This is a genomic window from Comamonas sp. CMM03, from assembly GCF_019218715.1.
Classification (GTDB): Bacteria; Pseudomonadota; Gammaproteobacteria; order Burkholderiales; family Burkholderiaceae_C; genus Comamonas; species Comamonas terrigena.
In genome coordinates this window covers 37,059-51,883 of the sequence record NZ_JAHUXB010000005.1, presented here as the reverse complement: position 1 = coordinate 51,883, position 14,825 = coordinate 37,059, and the positions used below count along the sequence as shown (strand labels likewise).

The 14,825-nt window shown below is 63.6% G+C and carries 9 protein-coding genes; 4 read left to right on the top strand and 5 right to left on the bottom strand.

The features are described 5' to 3' along the window. Positions 1-5: 5 nt before the first annotated feature. The 4 genes from pstB to pstS all read right to left on the bottom strand — a co-directional run bounded on the left by pstB (position 6) and on the right by pstS (position 3,826). Entirely contained in the window at positions 6-788 is a 783-nt protein-coding gene (pstB, locus tag KW830_RS17005; RefSeq protein ID WP_066535842.1) for a phosphate ABC transporter ATP-binding protein PstB, read from the bottom strand. 18 nt (positions 789-806) lie between these two features. After that, the gene (gene pstA, locus KW830_RS17000) at positions 807-1,691 is read right to left on the bottom strand and encodes a phosphate ABC transporter permease PstA (protein ID WP_066535847.1); all 885 of its coding nucleotides are present in this window, start codon (positions 1,689-1,691) and stop codon (positions 807-809) included. Further along, positions 1,688-2,611 (bottom strand): phosphate ABC transporter permease subunit PstC, encoded by a 924-nt coding sequence (gene pstC, locus KW830_RS16995; RefSeq protein ID WP_066535854.1) that lies wholly within the window; start codon positions 2,609-2,611, stop codon positions 1,688-1,690. The genes pstA and pstC overlap by 4 nt, the downstream gene beginning before the upstream one ends. Before the next feature lie 174 nt (positions 2,612-2,785). Then, positions 2,786-3,826: a phosphate ABC transporter substrate-binding protein PstS gene (gene pstS, locus KW830_RS16990; protein WP_218333829.1), complete on the bottom strand. Its 1,041-nt coding sequence runs from the start codon at positions 3,824-3,826 to the stop codon at positions 2,786-2,788. A gap of 279 nt (positions 3,827-4,105) precedes the next feature. Here pstS and KW830_RS16985 point away from each other — a divergent pair, with 279 nt between their 5' ends. Further along, a complete protein-coding gene (locus KW830_RS16985; protein ID WP_066535860.1) occupies positions 4,106-5,581 on the top strand; it encodes a Ppx/GppA phosphatase family protein in 1,476 nt (491 codons plus the stop codon). Positions 5,582-5,834: 253 nt separating this feature from the next. On the opposite strand, the gene ppk1 is transcribed toward KW830_RS16985, so the two are convergent. After that, positions 5,835-7,901 (bottom strand): polyphosphate kinase 1, encoded by a 2,067-nt coding sequence (gene ppk1, locus KW830_RS16980; RefSeq protein WP_255578841.1) that lies wholly within the window; start codon positions 7,899-7,901, stop codon positions 5,835-5,837. A 339-nt stretch (positions 7,902-8,240) separates the two neighbouring features. Here ppk1 and KW830_RS16975 point away from each other — a divergent pair, with 339 nt between their 5' ends. The 3 genes from KW830_RS16975 (at position 8,241) to KW830_RS16965 (ending at position 14,779) form a co-directional block, all read left to right on the top strand. After that, positions 8,241-9,179, top strand: a complete 939-nt coding sequence (locus KW830_RS16975) for a Ppx/GppA family phosphatase (RefSeq protein ID WP_218333828.1) — start codon at positions 8,241-8,243, stop codon at positions 9,177-9,179. Positions 9,180-9,402: 223 nt separating this feature from the next. Next, positions 9,403-12,360, top strand: a complete 2,958-nt coding sequence (locus KW830_RS16970; RefSeq protein ID WP_272971872.1) for an EAL domain-containing protein — start codon at positions 9,403-9,405, stop codon at positions 12,358-12,360. A 184-nt stretch (positions 12,361-12,544) separates the two neighbouring features. Next, positions 12,545-14,779, top strand: coding sequence for a bifunctional diguanylate cyclase/phosphodiesterase (locus KW830_RS16965; protein WP_192332970.1), 2,235 nt, complete (start codon positions 12,545-12,547; stop codon positions 14,777-14,779). The last annotated feature ends 46 nt before the right edge of the window (positions 14,780-14,825 follow it).

Below are 14,825 nucleotides of genomic sequence, written 5' to 3'. Positions count from 1 at the left end.
GCTCCTCAGCCGAAGCGGCCGGTAATGTAGTCTTCGGTTTCTTTGCGCTGGGGCTTGAAGAACATCTGTTCCGTCTCCCCGAATTCCACCAGATCGCCCAGGTACATATAGGCGGTGTAGTCGCTGCAACGTGCTGCCTGCTGCATGTTGTGGGTCACGATCACCACGGTGTAATCGCTCTTGAGTTCGGCAATCAGCTCTTCCACCTTGGAGGTGGAAATCGGATCCAGGGCCGAGCAGGGCTCATCGAGCAGCAGCACTTCCGGCTTGATGGCGATGCCGCGCGCAATGCACAGGCGCTGCTGCTGGCCACCGGACAGACCGGAGCCGCTTTGCTGCAGCTTGTCTTTCACTTCCGACCACAGCGCCGCCTTGCGCAGCGCCCATTCCACACGGTCGTCCATGTCGGCGGCGCTCAGGTCTTCAAACAGCTTCACGCCAAAGGCAATATTGTCGTAGATAGACATGGGGAACGGCGTCGGCTTCTGGAACACCATGCCCACCTTGGCACGGATCAGCGCCACGTCCTGCTTGCTGGTCAGCAGATTCTCGCCGTCCAGCATGATCTGGCCTTCGGCACGCTGCTCGGGATAGAGCTCGTACATGCGGTTGAAGGTGCGCAGCAAGGTGGACTTGCCACAGCCCGAGGGCCCAATGAAGGCCGTGACCTTTTTTTCGGGGATCTCGAGGTTGATGTTCTTGAGGGCGTGGAACTTGCCGTAGTAGAAGTTCAGATCACGCACCGACAGCTTGGCGGTGCTCACCGGATTCAGGGTAGTCGCAGTCATCTGCAGGTTTCCTTGCTATTACTTTTGGCGGGTCAACACACGTGCCAGGATGTTCAGTGCAAGCACGGCCATGGTGATCAGGAACACGCCCGCCCATGCCAGTTGCTGCCAGTTTTCGTACGGGCTCATCGCAAACTTGAAGATGGTCACCGGCAGGCTGGCCATGGGCTTGGACAGGTCGGCATTCCAGAACTGGTTGTTCAACGCCGTGAACAGCAGCGGAGCCGTCTCCCCGGCGATGCGGGCCACGGCCAGCAGCACGCCGGTGATCACACCGGCACGGGCCGCACGCAAGGTGATGCGGCTGATGACCTTCCACTTGGGCGTGCCCAGCGCATAGGCGGCCTCGCGCAGATTGGATGGCACCAGGGTGAGCATGTTCTCGGTAGTGCGGATCACCACCGGAATCACCAGCAGCGCCAGCGCCACGATGCCGGCGTAACCCGAAAAACTCTTGAAGCGCGCCACCACCACAGCATAGACAAACAGGCCGATCACGATGGAGGGGGCAGACAGCAGAATGTCATTCACAAACCGCGTGGTGCTGGCCAGCCAGCTGCGCGGGTCGTACTCGGCCAGGTAGACGCCGGCCATCACACCGATGGGAGTCCCCACCAGCGTGGCCATCAGCACCATGGTCAGAGAACCGAAGATGGCATTGGCCAGGCCGCCCTCTTCATTGGGCGGAGGCGTCATGTCGGTGAACAGCGCTGCATTCAGGCCCCCCAGTCCCAGGCTGACGGTTTCCCACAGAATCCAGATCAGCCAGAACACGCCGAAGGCCATGGCGGCCAGCGACAGGGTCAAGGCAATGCGGTTCAGGCGCTTGCGCTTGGCGTATTTGGCCTGGCGGCGTGCAGCCAGGTCGGCATCTTGCAGCATGCGTTGGCTGGTGGTGCTCATGCCCGTGCTCCTTCACTCTTTTTCAGACGGTTGAGCAGCACCTTGGACAGCGACAGCACGACAAAGGTGATGAAGAACAGCACCAGGCCCAGATAGATCAGCGATGCCTGGTGCAGGCCTTCGCCGGCTTCGGCAAACTCGTTGGCCAGGGCCGAGGTGATGCTGTTGGCCGCCTCGAATACCGACAGCGAATTCAGCTGGTTCATGTTGCCGATCACGAAGGTCACGGCCATGGTCTCGCCCAGCGCACGTCCCAGGCCCAGCATGACGCCGCCCAGCACACCGGCCTTGGTATAGGGCAACACCACTTTCCACACCACTTCCCAGGTGGTGGAGCCCAGGCCGTAGGCCGACTCCTTGAGCAGTGCGGGCGTGACTTCAAACACATCGCGCATCACCGAGGCGATGAACGGAATGATCATAATGGCCAGGATGATGCCGGCCGACAGAATGCCGATACCCACCGGCGGGCCCGACACCAGGGCGCCCAGATAGGGCACACCATCCAGCAGGGACTGCAGCGGCTGCTGCACATAGGTGGCCAGCACGGGACCGAACACCATCAGGCCCCACATGCCGTACACGATGGACGGCACGGCGGCCAGCAATTCGATGGCCGTGCCCAGCGGGCGCTTGAGCCAGGCGGGCGACAGCTCGGTCAGGAACAGTGCAATGCCGAAACTCACCGGCACCGCGATCACCAGCGCGATCAGCGAGGTCATCAAGGTGCCGTAAATCATCACCAGACCGCCGTACTTGTCCTGCACGGGATCCCACTCGCTGTTGACCAGAAAACCCAGACCGTATTCCTTGATGGCCGGCCAGGCACCAAACAGCAGCGACACCAGAATGGCCGCCAGCAAACCCAGGGTCACCCATGCGGCCGCCTTGGCCAGCAACGCAAACAGACGATCCGCCATCACCCCGGTGATCAGGGGGGAACGGCGGGGAGACGGGGTACTGGCACGGCGGTCCGACGCTTGCGCGTTCGTCAAACCAGGGGCCGAAGTCGTTTGTGACACAGAGGGCACCTTGAGAAGAAGCTGACCTGCCGCAGGCGCCAGAGGCTCCCGCGGCAGGAGAAGAACGAAAGATTACTTCACAGCGATGGTCTGGCCTGCGGCATTCTTGATGTTGCCCCAGGACTTGTAGATCACTTGCTTGACGGGTTCAGGCATGGGCACATAGTCCAGACCAGCGGCCGTTTGGTCACCCGACTGGTAGGCCCACTGGAAGAACTTCAGCGCAGCAGCTGCCTGCTCGGGCTTTTCCTGCTTGGCGTGCATCAGGATGAAGGTGGCGCTGGTGATGGGCCATGCGTCCTTGCCAGGCTGGTTGGTCAGGATCTGGAAGAAGCTCTTGGACCAGTCGGCACCGGCAGCCGCCGCCTTGAAGGTGGCGTCATCCGGCGTCACGAAAGCGCCGCTGCTGTTTTGCAGCAGGGTGAAGGTCAGTTTGTTTTGCTTGACATAGGCGTATTCCACGTAACCGATGGAGTTGGGCAGACGGCCCACAAAGGCGGCCACGCCTTCGTTGCCCTTGCCGCCGGCACCGGTGGGCCAGTTCACAGCCTTGCCTTCACCCACTTTTTCCTTCCACTCGGCGTTCACCTTGGAGAGGTAGTTGGTGAAACCGAAGGTGGTGCCCGAACCGTCGGCACGGCGCACCGGAGCTATGGTGGCATCCGGCAGCGCGACACCGGGATTCAGGGCCACGATGGCTGCGTCATTCCACTTGGTGATCTTGCCCAGGTAGATGTCACCCAGCACCTGACCGCTCAGCTTGAGCTGACCGGGAGCAATACCCTTTATGTTGACCACGGGCACGATGCCGCCGATCACGGTGGGGAACTGCACCAGACCCTTTTTGGCCAGCTCGTCGTCCTTCAGCGGCTCGTCCGAGGCACCGAAGTCCACCGTCTTGGCTTCGATCTGCTTGATGCCGGCACTGGAGCCCACGGACTGGTAGTTGATCTTCACACCAGTGGCCTTGTGGTAATCCGCAGCCCACTTGGAGTACAGCGGAGCGGGGAAGCTGGCACCCGCGCCCGTGGCTTCCTGCTGTGCCCACACAGCAGACACACCGGCCACAGCCACCACACCCGTCACCACACTACGCAACACAGACAACTTCATGAGAAACCTCTCGGTTATGAAAAAGTGATAGGCGTGAATGTAAAAAGGCTTTGTGACAGTGTCGTGACATAAAAAAGAAGTCGCAAGCCGTTGCACCCCGGGCGCAGCATGGGTTCTGCACCATCGCACAGAGCGTCACCAATCTGTCACACAGTCGGCGTAGCGTGCGCCCTCTGCGCTTCTGTCAAGAAAGCACCAGAGGCATTCGCGCGGATGTCATCTCCGCGTCAGCGACGCTGCTAAGCTTGTCCCCTTTTCGCCCGTACCTGTTTTCGCTTCATGCCACACGCCACGACACTTGCCGCCATCGACCTGGGCTCCAACAGTTTCCGGCTGGAAATTGGCAGCTATGAGCACCTGCAGATCCAGCGGGTCGAATACCTCAAGGAAACCGTGCGCCAGGGCAACGGGCTGGATGACGAGCGCAACCTGACCCCGGAAGCCATGGAGCGCGGCTGGGCCTGCCTGGCGCGGTTTGGCGAGCGCCTGCGCGGCTTCGACCCCCAGCGTGTGCGTGCGGTGGCCACACAGACACTGCGCGAAGCCCGCAACCGGGAGGCTTTTGTGCAGCGCGGCAGCGAGCTGCTGGGCTTTCCCATTGATGTCATCAGCGGCGAAGACGAAGCACGCCTGATCTACCGCGGCGTGGTCAGCCAGCTGCCGATGAGCGATGAACGGCGCCTGGTGATGGACATTGGCGGCCGCTCCACCGAATTCGTGCTGGGCCACGGCGTGCAGGCCGAAGCCCTGGCCTCCTACCGCATTGGCAGCGTGGCCTGGTCCATGCGCTACTTTCCCCAGGGCGTGCTGACCGCAGAAGCCTTTGCCAACGCCGAACTGGCCGCCCGCGCCGTGCTGGACGAGGCGTTGGACACCTTCCGTCCCGGCAGCTGGGATTGCGCCTATGCCTCGGCAGGTACGGCCAATGCCGTCGGCGAGGTCCTGATTGCCAATGGCCGCAGCCAGGGCGTGATCGACCGCGACGGCCTGGACTGGCTGCTGCAGCAGCTGTTGCGCGCCCAGACGATGGACCGCATCCGGCTGGAAGGCATGCGCGAGGACCGCCGCCCCATGCTGGCCGGCGGCATCAGCATCATGCGTGCCGCCTTCGACCTGCTGGGCATTGACTCCATGCAGATTGCCCAGGGCGCACTGCGCCAGGGCGTGCTGCATGACCTGATCGATGCCGATCTGCCCACAGGCGACCTGCGCACTGCCAGTGTGCAGGCCCTGGCCAACCGTTTTGCCGTGGAAACCGCCCATGGGCGCCATGTGGCCGACACCGCCCAGCACCTGTGGCGCGAGATGACCGGTAGCACCCAGCCACAGCACCACCTGCTGGAATGGGCCGGCCTGTTGCACGAGGTGGGCCAACGCATCAACCGCAGCGACTACCACCGCCACAGCGCCTACATCCTGCAATACAGCGGCGCCAAAGGCTTTGCCGAGGACGAGTTGCTGCACCTGGCCCTGCTGGTGCTGGGCCACCGCGGCAAGCTCAAGAAGGTGGAAGACTTCATCAGCCAGGCTCCCGGTGCCATGGAACTGCTGGCACTGCGCCTGGCCGTGATCCTGTGCCACGCCCGCCAGGCACCCCAATTGCAGGGCATGCAACTGCTGCGCCGCGGTGCGAGCTTCACCCTGCGTGCGCCGGCCCACTGGTCGCAGCAGTTTCCCCAATCCGCCCATCTGCTGGCGGAAGAGGCGGAAGCCTGGTCCAGGACGCCGTGGAAACTGCAACTCTTGCTGGACTGAACGGCGACGCCGTACCGGCTGTCTGACAAGGCTGCACGACCGTTGCGGGAGTGCGCTGCATACGCACCGGCAATGGCCAGGCATGCCATCAATGCCTCCCGGGCAGTGCCCAGGCAACGCATACAACCGCACGGCAATGTCACCCCACCATCGCTCGTGCGTGCGTGTGCGTGCGACCGGTCAGCAATCCACACCAGCGCACGCAGCCCCTGCGACAGGGGCCAGGCATGACTGCCTGCGGCCGCAGCCGGCGTCAGCCGCCCGCGTAGCGCTGCATCAGTGCCTGCTGTGCGCCCAGGCCGGTCTGGGGATGCGGGGGCTGCAGATAGCGGCCATCGGGCTGTTGGCTCCAGGCATCCCGGTCATCGTGCAGATAGGCCACCAAGCATTCGTCGATGATCTGCTGGCGCAGCGCCGCATCCGTCACCGGCCAGGCCAGCTCCACACGCCGCAGCATGTTGCGGCTCATCCAGTCAGCGCTGGACAGGTAGACATGCTCGTGCACACCCCAGGCAAAATAGAAGACGCGGGTGTGTTCCAGAAAGCGGCCGATCACCGATCGCACGCGGATGTTGTCGGTCTGCCCGGCCACCTGCGGCGGCAGCATGCAGGCTCCGCGCACGATCAGATCAATCTGCACACCGGCCTGCCCGGCCGCCACCAGGCCGCGTATCAGGGCTTCATCGGTCAGCGCATTCATCTTCACCACAATGCGCGCTGGCTTGCGCTGGCGCGCAGCATCGGCCGCCTTGCCTATCAGCGCCAGCAGGCGGTCATGCAGGGCAAACGGCGCCATCACCAGGCGCTGCAGCTGGGGCATGTGGTTCTGGTTGGCTAGATGGCTGAATACGGCATCCATATCGGCCGTGGTGCCGGCCTCACAGGTCAGATAGCCGAGATCGGTATACAGCCGCGCCGTGCGCATGTTGTAGTTGCCGGTGGACAGATGGCCGTAGCGCCGCAGGCGCCGACCTTCGCGCCGCGTCACCAGCAGCATCTTGGCGTGGGTCTTGAGTCCCACCACGCCATAGACCACCTGGGCACCCACATCCTCCAGAGACTCTGCCCAGTTGATGTTGGCTTCCTCGTCAAAGCGGGCCTTGAGCTCCACCACCGCCATGACCTCCTTGCCGCGGCGCACCGCCTCGGCCAGCAGCCGCATCAGCTCGGAATCGGCACCGGTGCGGTAGATGGTCTGCTTGATCACCAGCACCTGCGGGTCGTTCACGGCCTCGCGCAGCAGCGCCAGCACGCCATCGAAGCTCTCGAACGGCTGGTGCATCAGCACATCGCGCTGGCGCATCTGCGCCATGATGGAGCTGCCTTGCGCCAGCTGGCGTGGCCAGACCGGGCGCCAGGCGGGGAACAGCAGTTGCGGCGCATCCACCAGCTCGATCAGCTGTGCCAGCCGCCCCAGATTCACCGGTCCCTTGACGCGGAACAACACCTGCGGCGGCAGCGAGAACTGGGTGAGCAGCATCTGCGCGAGCGTGTCGGAGCAGCCGAAGTCCACCTCCAGCCGCACGGCCATGCCGTAATGCCGGTGGTGCAGGCCCTGGCGCAACGCGGTCCGCAGGTCCGGCACATCCTCCTCATCCACCGAGAGATCGGAGTGGCGCGTGACGCGGAACTGCGAAAACTCCTGCACCTTGCGGCCCGGAAACAGGTCTTTCAGATGGGCACGCACGATGCTGGTCAGACTGACGAACAGGCGCTTGCCTTCCGTGACCTTGGCTGGCATGGCCACCAGGCGCGGCAGCGCACGCGGCACACGCAAAATAGCCACATCATTGTGGCGACCGAAGGCATCATTGCCCTGTAGCCGCACGATGAAGTTCAGCGTCTTGTTGGCCACCTTGGGAAAAGGATGAGCCGGATCCAGCCCAACCGGCACCAGCAGCGGCTGCACCTCCTTGGCGAAATAGCTGTGCACCCATTCCCTCTGGGCCGCCGTGCGGTCGCGATTGGCCACCACACGGATGCCGACACGCCCGAAGGCCGGGCTGATCTCTTCGTTGTAGATCCGGTACTGCTGCGTCACCAGGGCATGGGAATGGTCGGCCAGGGCCTGCAGCGGTGCCGGCATGGCCGCCCCCTGCTCGATGGCCGCACGCATGGCCGTGACCTGCGGTGCGGCGCGCACCTCGAAGAACTCGTCCAGATTGGAGGAGACGATGGTCAGGAACCGCAGCCGCTCCAGCAGCGGCACATCGTCGCGCATGGCCCAGGCCAGCACGCGTTCGTTGAACGCCAGAATGCACAGATCCCGGTCCAGCAGCGGCAGCACTGGCGGCGCCGGCACGGGCAACAAGGCCGCCATTTCCACTGGCGAACTGGGGGTGGGCGTCGCGCCCAGCTCCAGCGCTGCCACCACGTCTGCACTCCCACGCATGGGGACATCGCTGACAACAGCTTCTTCTGTCATCGCGTTGTCATCGAAGGCGGTGGAAGCGGCATGCATACAAGAAACCCGAGTGGTGAAGCGTCCAGTATTGGCGGCCAATGTGACAAACCCATGACAACGGCATGACACACTCTGCCATACGGCTCCAGCATCCCGCCGCGCGCCCGCTGCAGGCACTGGGACTTTGGCCGTTCTGTCAGGGCTGCCACAGGCTTCGGTGGTAACCTGCGCGGCTTGGCTTGGGGGCACATGCACATGAAAGAGGGAAGCGCGCTGGCCGCAATCGACATCGGCTCCAACAGCATTCTGCTGGAGACCGCGCGCATGGAGCGTGGCCATATCCGCCTGCAGCTGCACCGCAAGGAAACCATCCGCCTGGGAGGCGCCCTGGATGCCGACGGCCGCCTGCAGCCCGAAGCCATGGAGCGCGGCTGGGACTGCCTGCAGCGCTACGCCCAGCTGATGGCCCATGTGCCACCCTCGCAGCGCAAGGTGGTGGCCACCCAGACCCTCCGCGAAGCCACCAACCGCCAGATCTTTCTGGACCGCACCGCATCGATTGTGCAATGCCCGGTGGAAGTCATCACCGGCGAGCAGGAAGCACAGCTGATCTACCAGGGCGTGGCCCTGTTCCTACCCGACGACCAGCATCCCCGGCTGGTGGTGGACATCGGAGGCCGCTCCACCGAGCTGGGCTGGGGCCAGGGCAGCGAGCTGCGACACGCCAGCTCCTACCCCTTGGGCAGTGTGGGCTGGGCGCAGGCCTTCTTCCCCGATGGCACGCTGTCTGCCACCGCCTTTGCCCAGGCACGTGAGGCAGCGCTGTCCGTGCTGGCCCCGGCACGCCCCTTGGCCAACCAGCTGGCCAAGGCATCCAGCGCGCAGGTGTACGGTGCTTCCGGCACGGCGGGCGCCATCAGCAAGGTGCTGACGGCCCAGGGCCATACCCCGGGCAGCATCAGCCGCGAGGCGCTGTGGGCGCTGCGCGACCAGTTGCAGTCCTGGGGCCATGTGCGCCACCTGGCCAGCCTGCAAGGGCTGCGCTCCGAGCTGCTACCGGTCATCGGTGGCGGCATCAGCGTGATGTGTGCGGTGTTCGAACTGCTGGGGCTGCAGCAGATGCGCATGGCCCAGGGGGCACTGCGGCACGGGCTGCTGGTGAGCCTGTCACAAGCCGGCCCGCTGGATGGCTGAAGACCACACGGATTCCGCCCATGTGCAGCCAATTCCAGGCAGATCGCGGCATGAGATTGGCTCCCCACGGACAGAGGAAATTTTGCTTTTCCAAACAACTGCAGTCACTGCAGCATCTGCACCGCAGACCCCACCGCAAGTCCAGCCGCGGCAGGACAGGCGTTGCTGCAGCGACTTGCCATCCCGGCCCTCACCGTGATAATGCTTCGGGAAAGAGACCACTGTGGCCGAACCTTCCACACCTGCCCCCCCGCTGCTGAACGCCGGACGCACCAACACGGTTGCGTGGATGGTGTTCATCCTGGGTTTGCTGTTATCGACCGCACTGATCTGGCACCTTGAACGCCAGGATCAGCAGCAAGCCCGCGCCCTGGCCAACGATGTCGCCACCGACCACGCGCGCTATCTGGAGCGCGGAATCGGCCAGGCCCTGGCCGCCAACAAAGCCCTGGCCGCCGCTGTGGCGCAGACCCACGGTTCCATCCAGGCGTTTGAGGAGACGGCCCGCCACCTGATCGTGATGTACCCGGAAGTCAGCGCCATGTCCCTGGCACCCAACGGAGTGATCCAGGTCGTGGTGCCCCTGGTGGGCAATGAAGGTGTGCTGGGCTTCAACCAGTTGAACTCCCCCCAGCAGCAGCGCGAAGCCGAACGGGCCCGCGACAGCAACCAGCTGACCCTGGCCGGCCCCATGCCCCTGGCGCAGGGCGGCATCGGCATCGTGGGGCGCATGCCGGTGTTTCTGGAAGCCGGCAAATTCTGGGGCTTCACCAATGTCACCCTGCGCCTGGAAGCGGTCCTGAAAACTGCACGCCTGGAGCGCCTGAACGCACGCGGCTACGACTATGTGCTCTGGCGTGTCCCGCCGGGCAGTGACACCCCGCAGATCATCCAGGCGGCCGGCACCACGCTGTCGGCCGCCACCGTCCACCAGCGCATCGAGTTGCCCAACAGCGAATGGATGCTCAGCGTCATGCCCCGCAGCGGCTGGCTCAACCCCACCACCTTGCTGATGCGGGCTTTGGCGGGCCTGTTGTTTGCCTCCTTGATCGGCGCCTTGACCAAGCTGCTGCTGCACCTGAAAGCCCATGAAGCCAATCTGGAGCAGATGGTGAACCAGCGCACCCAACAGCTCCAGGACGCCCAGCGCCAGCTGCGCGCCACCATCGACGCCATTCCCGATGTGCTGATGGAACTGGATCGCGAAGGCCACTACATCAGTGTGCACAGCCCGCGCCCCGACATGCTGGCAGCCCCTCGGGATGCTTTGATCGGCAAGCGCTTCACGGAATTCCTGCCTGAAAAAGACAGCCGCATCGTCTTCAACGCCTTGCAGATCGCCGAAACCTCAGGCTGGGCCAGCGGTTTTAGGCTGCAAGTTCCGACCCGCGATGGGCACAGCAAATGGTTCGAACTCTCGGTGGCCCGCAAAAGCCCGGCATTTGCCTCCGAAGCGCACTTCATCGTGCTGTCGCGCGATGTGACCGAACGGGTGCAAGCCGAGCAGGAGCTCTACCTGACCTCCCAGGTGTTTCGCCAAAGCAGCGAAGCCATTGTCATTTCGGATGCCATGCACCGCATTGTCCAGATCAACCCGGCCTACTGCCGCCTGAGTGGCTTCGGTGCACCCGAAGCCATCGGTCAGCTGGCCAGCCTGGACATGGCGCAATCCGGCGCACCCAGCGAGCTGCCTGCCGAGCCCTACCTGCTCGTGCAGCGCACCGGCCAATGGGAAGGCGAAACACAGGGCCTGCACCGCAACGGCACCCCTTACCAGCAGTACCGGACCATCACGGCCTTGCGCGACGAGCAAGGCCGGCTGACGCACTGCATCACCCTGTTCCGCGACATCACGCAGCAGCGCCGGGACCAGGAACGCATCCGGCACCTGGCGCATTTCGATGCCCTCACCGGCCTGCCCAACCGCAGCCTGCTGTCCGAACGGGTCACGCAAGCCATCCAGCACCAGCGCACCGCCGAAGGCTGCGCCGCCTTGCTATTCTTGGACCTGGACCATTTCAAGAACATCAACGACTCACTGGGCCACCGTGTCGGCGACCGTGTCCTGGTGGCCCTGGCCCGGCGGCTGCAACTGCAATTGCGTCCCCAGGACACCGTGGCGCGCATGGGCGGGGACGAATTCGTGGTGCTGGTCTACGGCCGGCAGATGGCCGATGTGGAGGTTCTGGCGCAAAAGCTGCTGGACAGCACTGCAGCCCCTTTTCAGATCGATGGGCATGAGCTCACCATCTCGCTGTCGATCGGCATCGCCACCTACCCCGTGGACGGCGATGGCTTCGACACCCTCTACCAGCGTGCCGATGCAGCCATGTACCGCGCCAAGCAGTCAGGCCGCAACCGCTATAGCTTCTTCACTGCCGAGCTGGAAGCGCGCAGCGCCCGCACGCTGCACATTGCCAATGCCCTGCGCCGCGCCCTGGAGCGGGAGCAGTTCGCACTGCACTACCAGCCCCAGCTGGACACCCACACCAAGGCCGTGATCGGCGCGGAAGCGCTGATCCGCTGGTACCACCCTGAACTGGGCCAGGTGTCACCCGCCGAGTTCATTCCCATTGCGGAAAGCACCGGCCTCATCATCGGCATCGGCGATTGGGTGATGCGCACGGCGGCCCAGGACATGCGCCGCTGGCTGGACATGGGGATCACGCTGCGCACCGTGTCCGTAAATCTGTCACCGCTGCAGTTCCAGCACCACCACCTGCCCGAGCAGGTGGCACGCAATCTGGCCCATGCCCGGTTGCCGGCGCAGCATCTGATGCTGGAGCTGACCGAAAGTGCCGCAGTCGACGACCCAGCCGCCGCCATTGCCATGCTGGACAGGCTCAATCGCCAGGGCGTGCGCATTGCGCTGGACGACTTCGGCACCGGCTACTCCTCGCTCAGCTACCTCAAGCGTTTTCAGATCCACAAGCTCAAGATCGACCAGTCCTTTGTGCGCGACCTGGAGCAGGACGCCAACGACCGGGCCATCATTGTGGCCATCATCCATATCGCCAAGGCACTCGGCATGGACACCCTGGCCGAAGGGGTGGAAAGCGAAGCGCAGCTGGATTTTCTGCAGGCACAGGGCTGCAATTTTGTGCAAGGCTACCTGTTCAGCCGCCCGCTGCCCGCACCACAATTTGAAGCCCTGCTTCTAGCCTGCACGCCGGCGTCCTGAAAAAGCGCCCGGCAAAGTGGACTTGCGTATTTTTTGTGCGCAGTCAAGCGAGTGTGCAAACCGACAAACATCCCGATGGGTAACACCGCCGCGCGTGACGCGCGCGTGTAACATAAGTACACATTTACCTCCCCTGCCCGCATGACGGGTCAGGGTCGCTTCCCTTTTTGTGTCTTCCGCACACATGTCCACTCTGCTGAATGCGCCTTCGCACGCCTTGCCTCTTGAAAGTGCGGAGTCGAATGCCGTTCAACGCCTGCTGCGGGAACACCAGACGCTGCTGGAAAGCGCCGATGTCGGCATCGTCTTCATCCGCCAGCGCGTGGTCGTGCGCTGCAACCGGCGCTACGCGGAAATCTTCGGCTATCTGCATCCACAGGACATGGAAGGCATCAGCAGTGCCAACTTTCATCCGACCCGCACCGAATTTCGCGAACTGGGGCGTACCGCCTACCCCACGCTGTCGCGCGGTGAAGTCTTCAAAACCGAACGCCTCATGCGCCGCAAGAACGGGCGGCTTTTCTGGGGCGCACTCACCGGGCGCCTGATCAACCCGGACGACACACGGGAAGGCTCCATCTGGATCATCGACGACATCGACGAGCAAAAGCGCTCACAGTCGCTGCTGGGCAATGCCTTGCGAGAAAAGCAGCTGCTGTTCGACCACGCGGCCATTGGCATTGCGTTCTTCCGCAAAGGCAAGATCACCCGCTGCAACCCCCATCTGGAACAGATGCTGGGTTACGACCCCGGCGAACTGCAGAACATCGACCCCACCAGTTTCATCCCCAGCACCCAGGCCTGGGAGCAGCTGCAGCACAAAAGCCAGAGCGTACTATTGAACGGCCTGCGCTTCGAGGCCGAAGTCGCCCTGCAGCGCAAGGACGGCTCCGTGCTTGAGTGCGAGATGCGTTGCAAGCTCCTGGATGCCTCCGATCTTTCGCAAGGCAGCGTCTGGATCATCGAAGACATCACCGACCGCAAGCTGGCGCAGCAGCATCTGGCACAGGTACAGAACCAGCTGGAGCAGCAGGTGCGCGAACGCACTCTGGAACTGAGCTCCACGGTGGCCGACCTGCACCGTGAAGTGCAGGACCGCCTGCAGGACCAGGAGCGCATTTACTGGCTGGCGCACTACGACCCGCTCACCGGCCTGCCCAACCGCACGCTGCTGGCCCAGCGCAGTGCCGGGGCCATCCAGACCGCCACCGAAAACAGCACGCCGCTGGCCGTGATCTTCCTGGACCTGGACCACTTCAAGCATGTGAACGATTCGCTGGGCCACAAGGTCGGCGACGCCCTGCTGGTGGAAATCGGCAAGCGCCTGCGCTCCATCGTGCGCGAGCGCGACACCGTGGCGCGTCTGGGGGGGGATGAATTCGTGCTGCTGCTGCCCGGAGCCAACGCCCAGGGGGCCGCCCGCGTGGCCGCCAAGCTGCAGGAGGCATCGCAGCGCCCCTACCAGATCGAGCACCATGAGCTGACCATTGCGCCCTCCATGGGCATCGCCTTGCACCCGCAGGACGGCACGGAATTCGATGCCCTGACCCAGGCGGCCGATGTGGCCATGTACCACGCCAAGCTAGATGGCCGCAACACCTACCGCTTCTTCACCCCGGAGATGCGCGCCAAGTCCTTGCGCGCACTGCAGCTGGAGAATGCCTTGCGCCGGGCCTTGGAGCGCAAGCAGTTCCAGCTGCATTACCAGCCCCAGGTGTGCCTGCGCACCGGCTCCATTCGCAGCGCAGAAGCGCTGCTGCGCTGGCACCACCCTGAACTGGGCTCCATTTCCCCGGCGGAATTCATTCCGGTGGCCGAAGACAGCGGGCAGATCCTGCAGATCGGTGAATGGGTGCTGAAAACCGCCGTGGAACAGCTCAAGCAGTGGAACCAACAGGGGTTGGGCAACATCAAGGTGGCCGTCAATCTGTCGGCAATTCAATTCCACCAGCCCCAGCTGCCGGAGATGGTCAGCCGCATCCTGACGGAATCCGGCATTTCACCCGACCTGCTGGAGCTGGAGCTGACCGAAGGTGTCGCCGTCCAGGATCCCCGCACGGCCACGGCCACGATGGACCGTTTGAACTCCCACGGCATCCGGCTGTCCATGGACGACTTTGGCACCGGATACTCGTCACTCAGCCAGCTCAAACGGTTCCAGATTTACAAGCTCAAGATCGACCAGTCGTTCATCCGCGACATTGACCACGACAGCAATGACCGCGCCATTGTCAGCGCCATCATTCGCATGGCACAGGCCCTGGGCATGCAAACCACGGCCGAAGGCGTAGAGACGCAGGCGCAACTGGAATTTCTGCAACAGCAAGGCTGCGATGAGGCCCAGGGCTACCACTTCAGCCGGCCGCTCCAGGCAGGTGACTTCGAGCACTTTTTCCGCAGCTACGCACAGTCTCACTGAAGCTCGGATCATAAAAAAAGGGCCCATAAAGGGCCCCGTTTTTTAT

Coding starts and splice junctions, on each gene's coding strand:
- pstB (WP_066535842.1), bottom strand. CDS start 788: ATGACTGCGACTACCCTGAATCCGGTGAGCACCGCCAAGCTGTCGGTG.
- pstA (WP_066535847.1), bottom strand. CDS start 1,691: ATGAGCACCACCAGCCAACGCATGCTGCAAGATGCCGACCTGGCTGCA.
- pstC (WP_066535854.1), bottom strand. CDS start 2,611: ATGGCGGATCGTCTGTTTGCGTTGCTGGCCAAGGCGGCCGCATGGGTG.
- pstS (WP_218333829.1), bottom strand. CDS start 3,826: ATGAAGTTGTCTGTGTTGCGTAGTGTGGTGACGGGTGTGGTGGCTGTG.
- KW830_RS16985 (WP_066535860.1), top strand. CDS start 4,106: ATGCCACACGCCACGACACTTGCCGCCATCGACCTGGGCTCCAACAGT.
- ppk1 (WP_255578841.1), bottom strand. CDS start 7,901: ATGGCGGCCTTGTTGCCCGTGCCGGCGCCGCCAGTGCTGCCGCTGCTG.
- KW830_RS16975 (WP_218333828.1), top strand. CDS start 8,241: ATGAAAGAGGGAAGCGCGCTGGCCGCAATCGACATCGGCTCCAACAGC.
- KW830_RS16965 (WP_192332970.1), top strand. CDS start 12,545: ATGTCCACTCTGCTGAATGCGCCTTCGCACGCCTTGCCTCTTGAAAGT.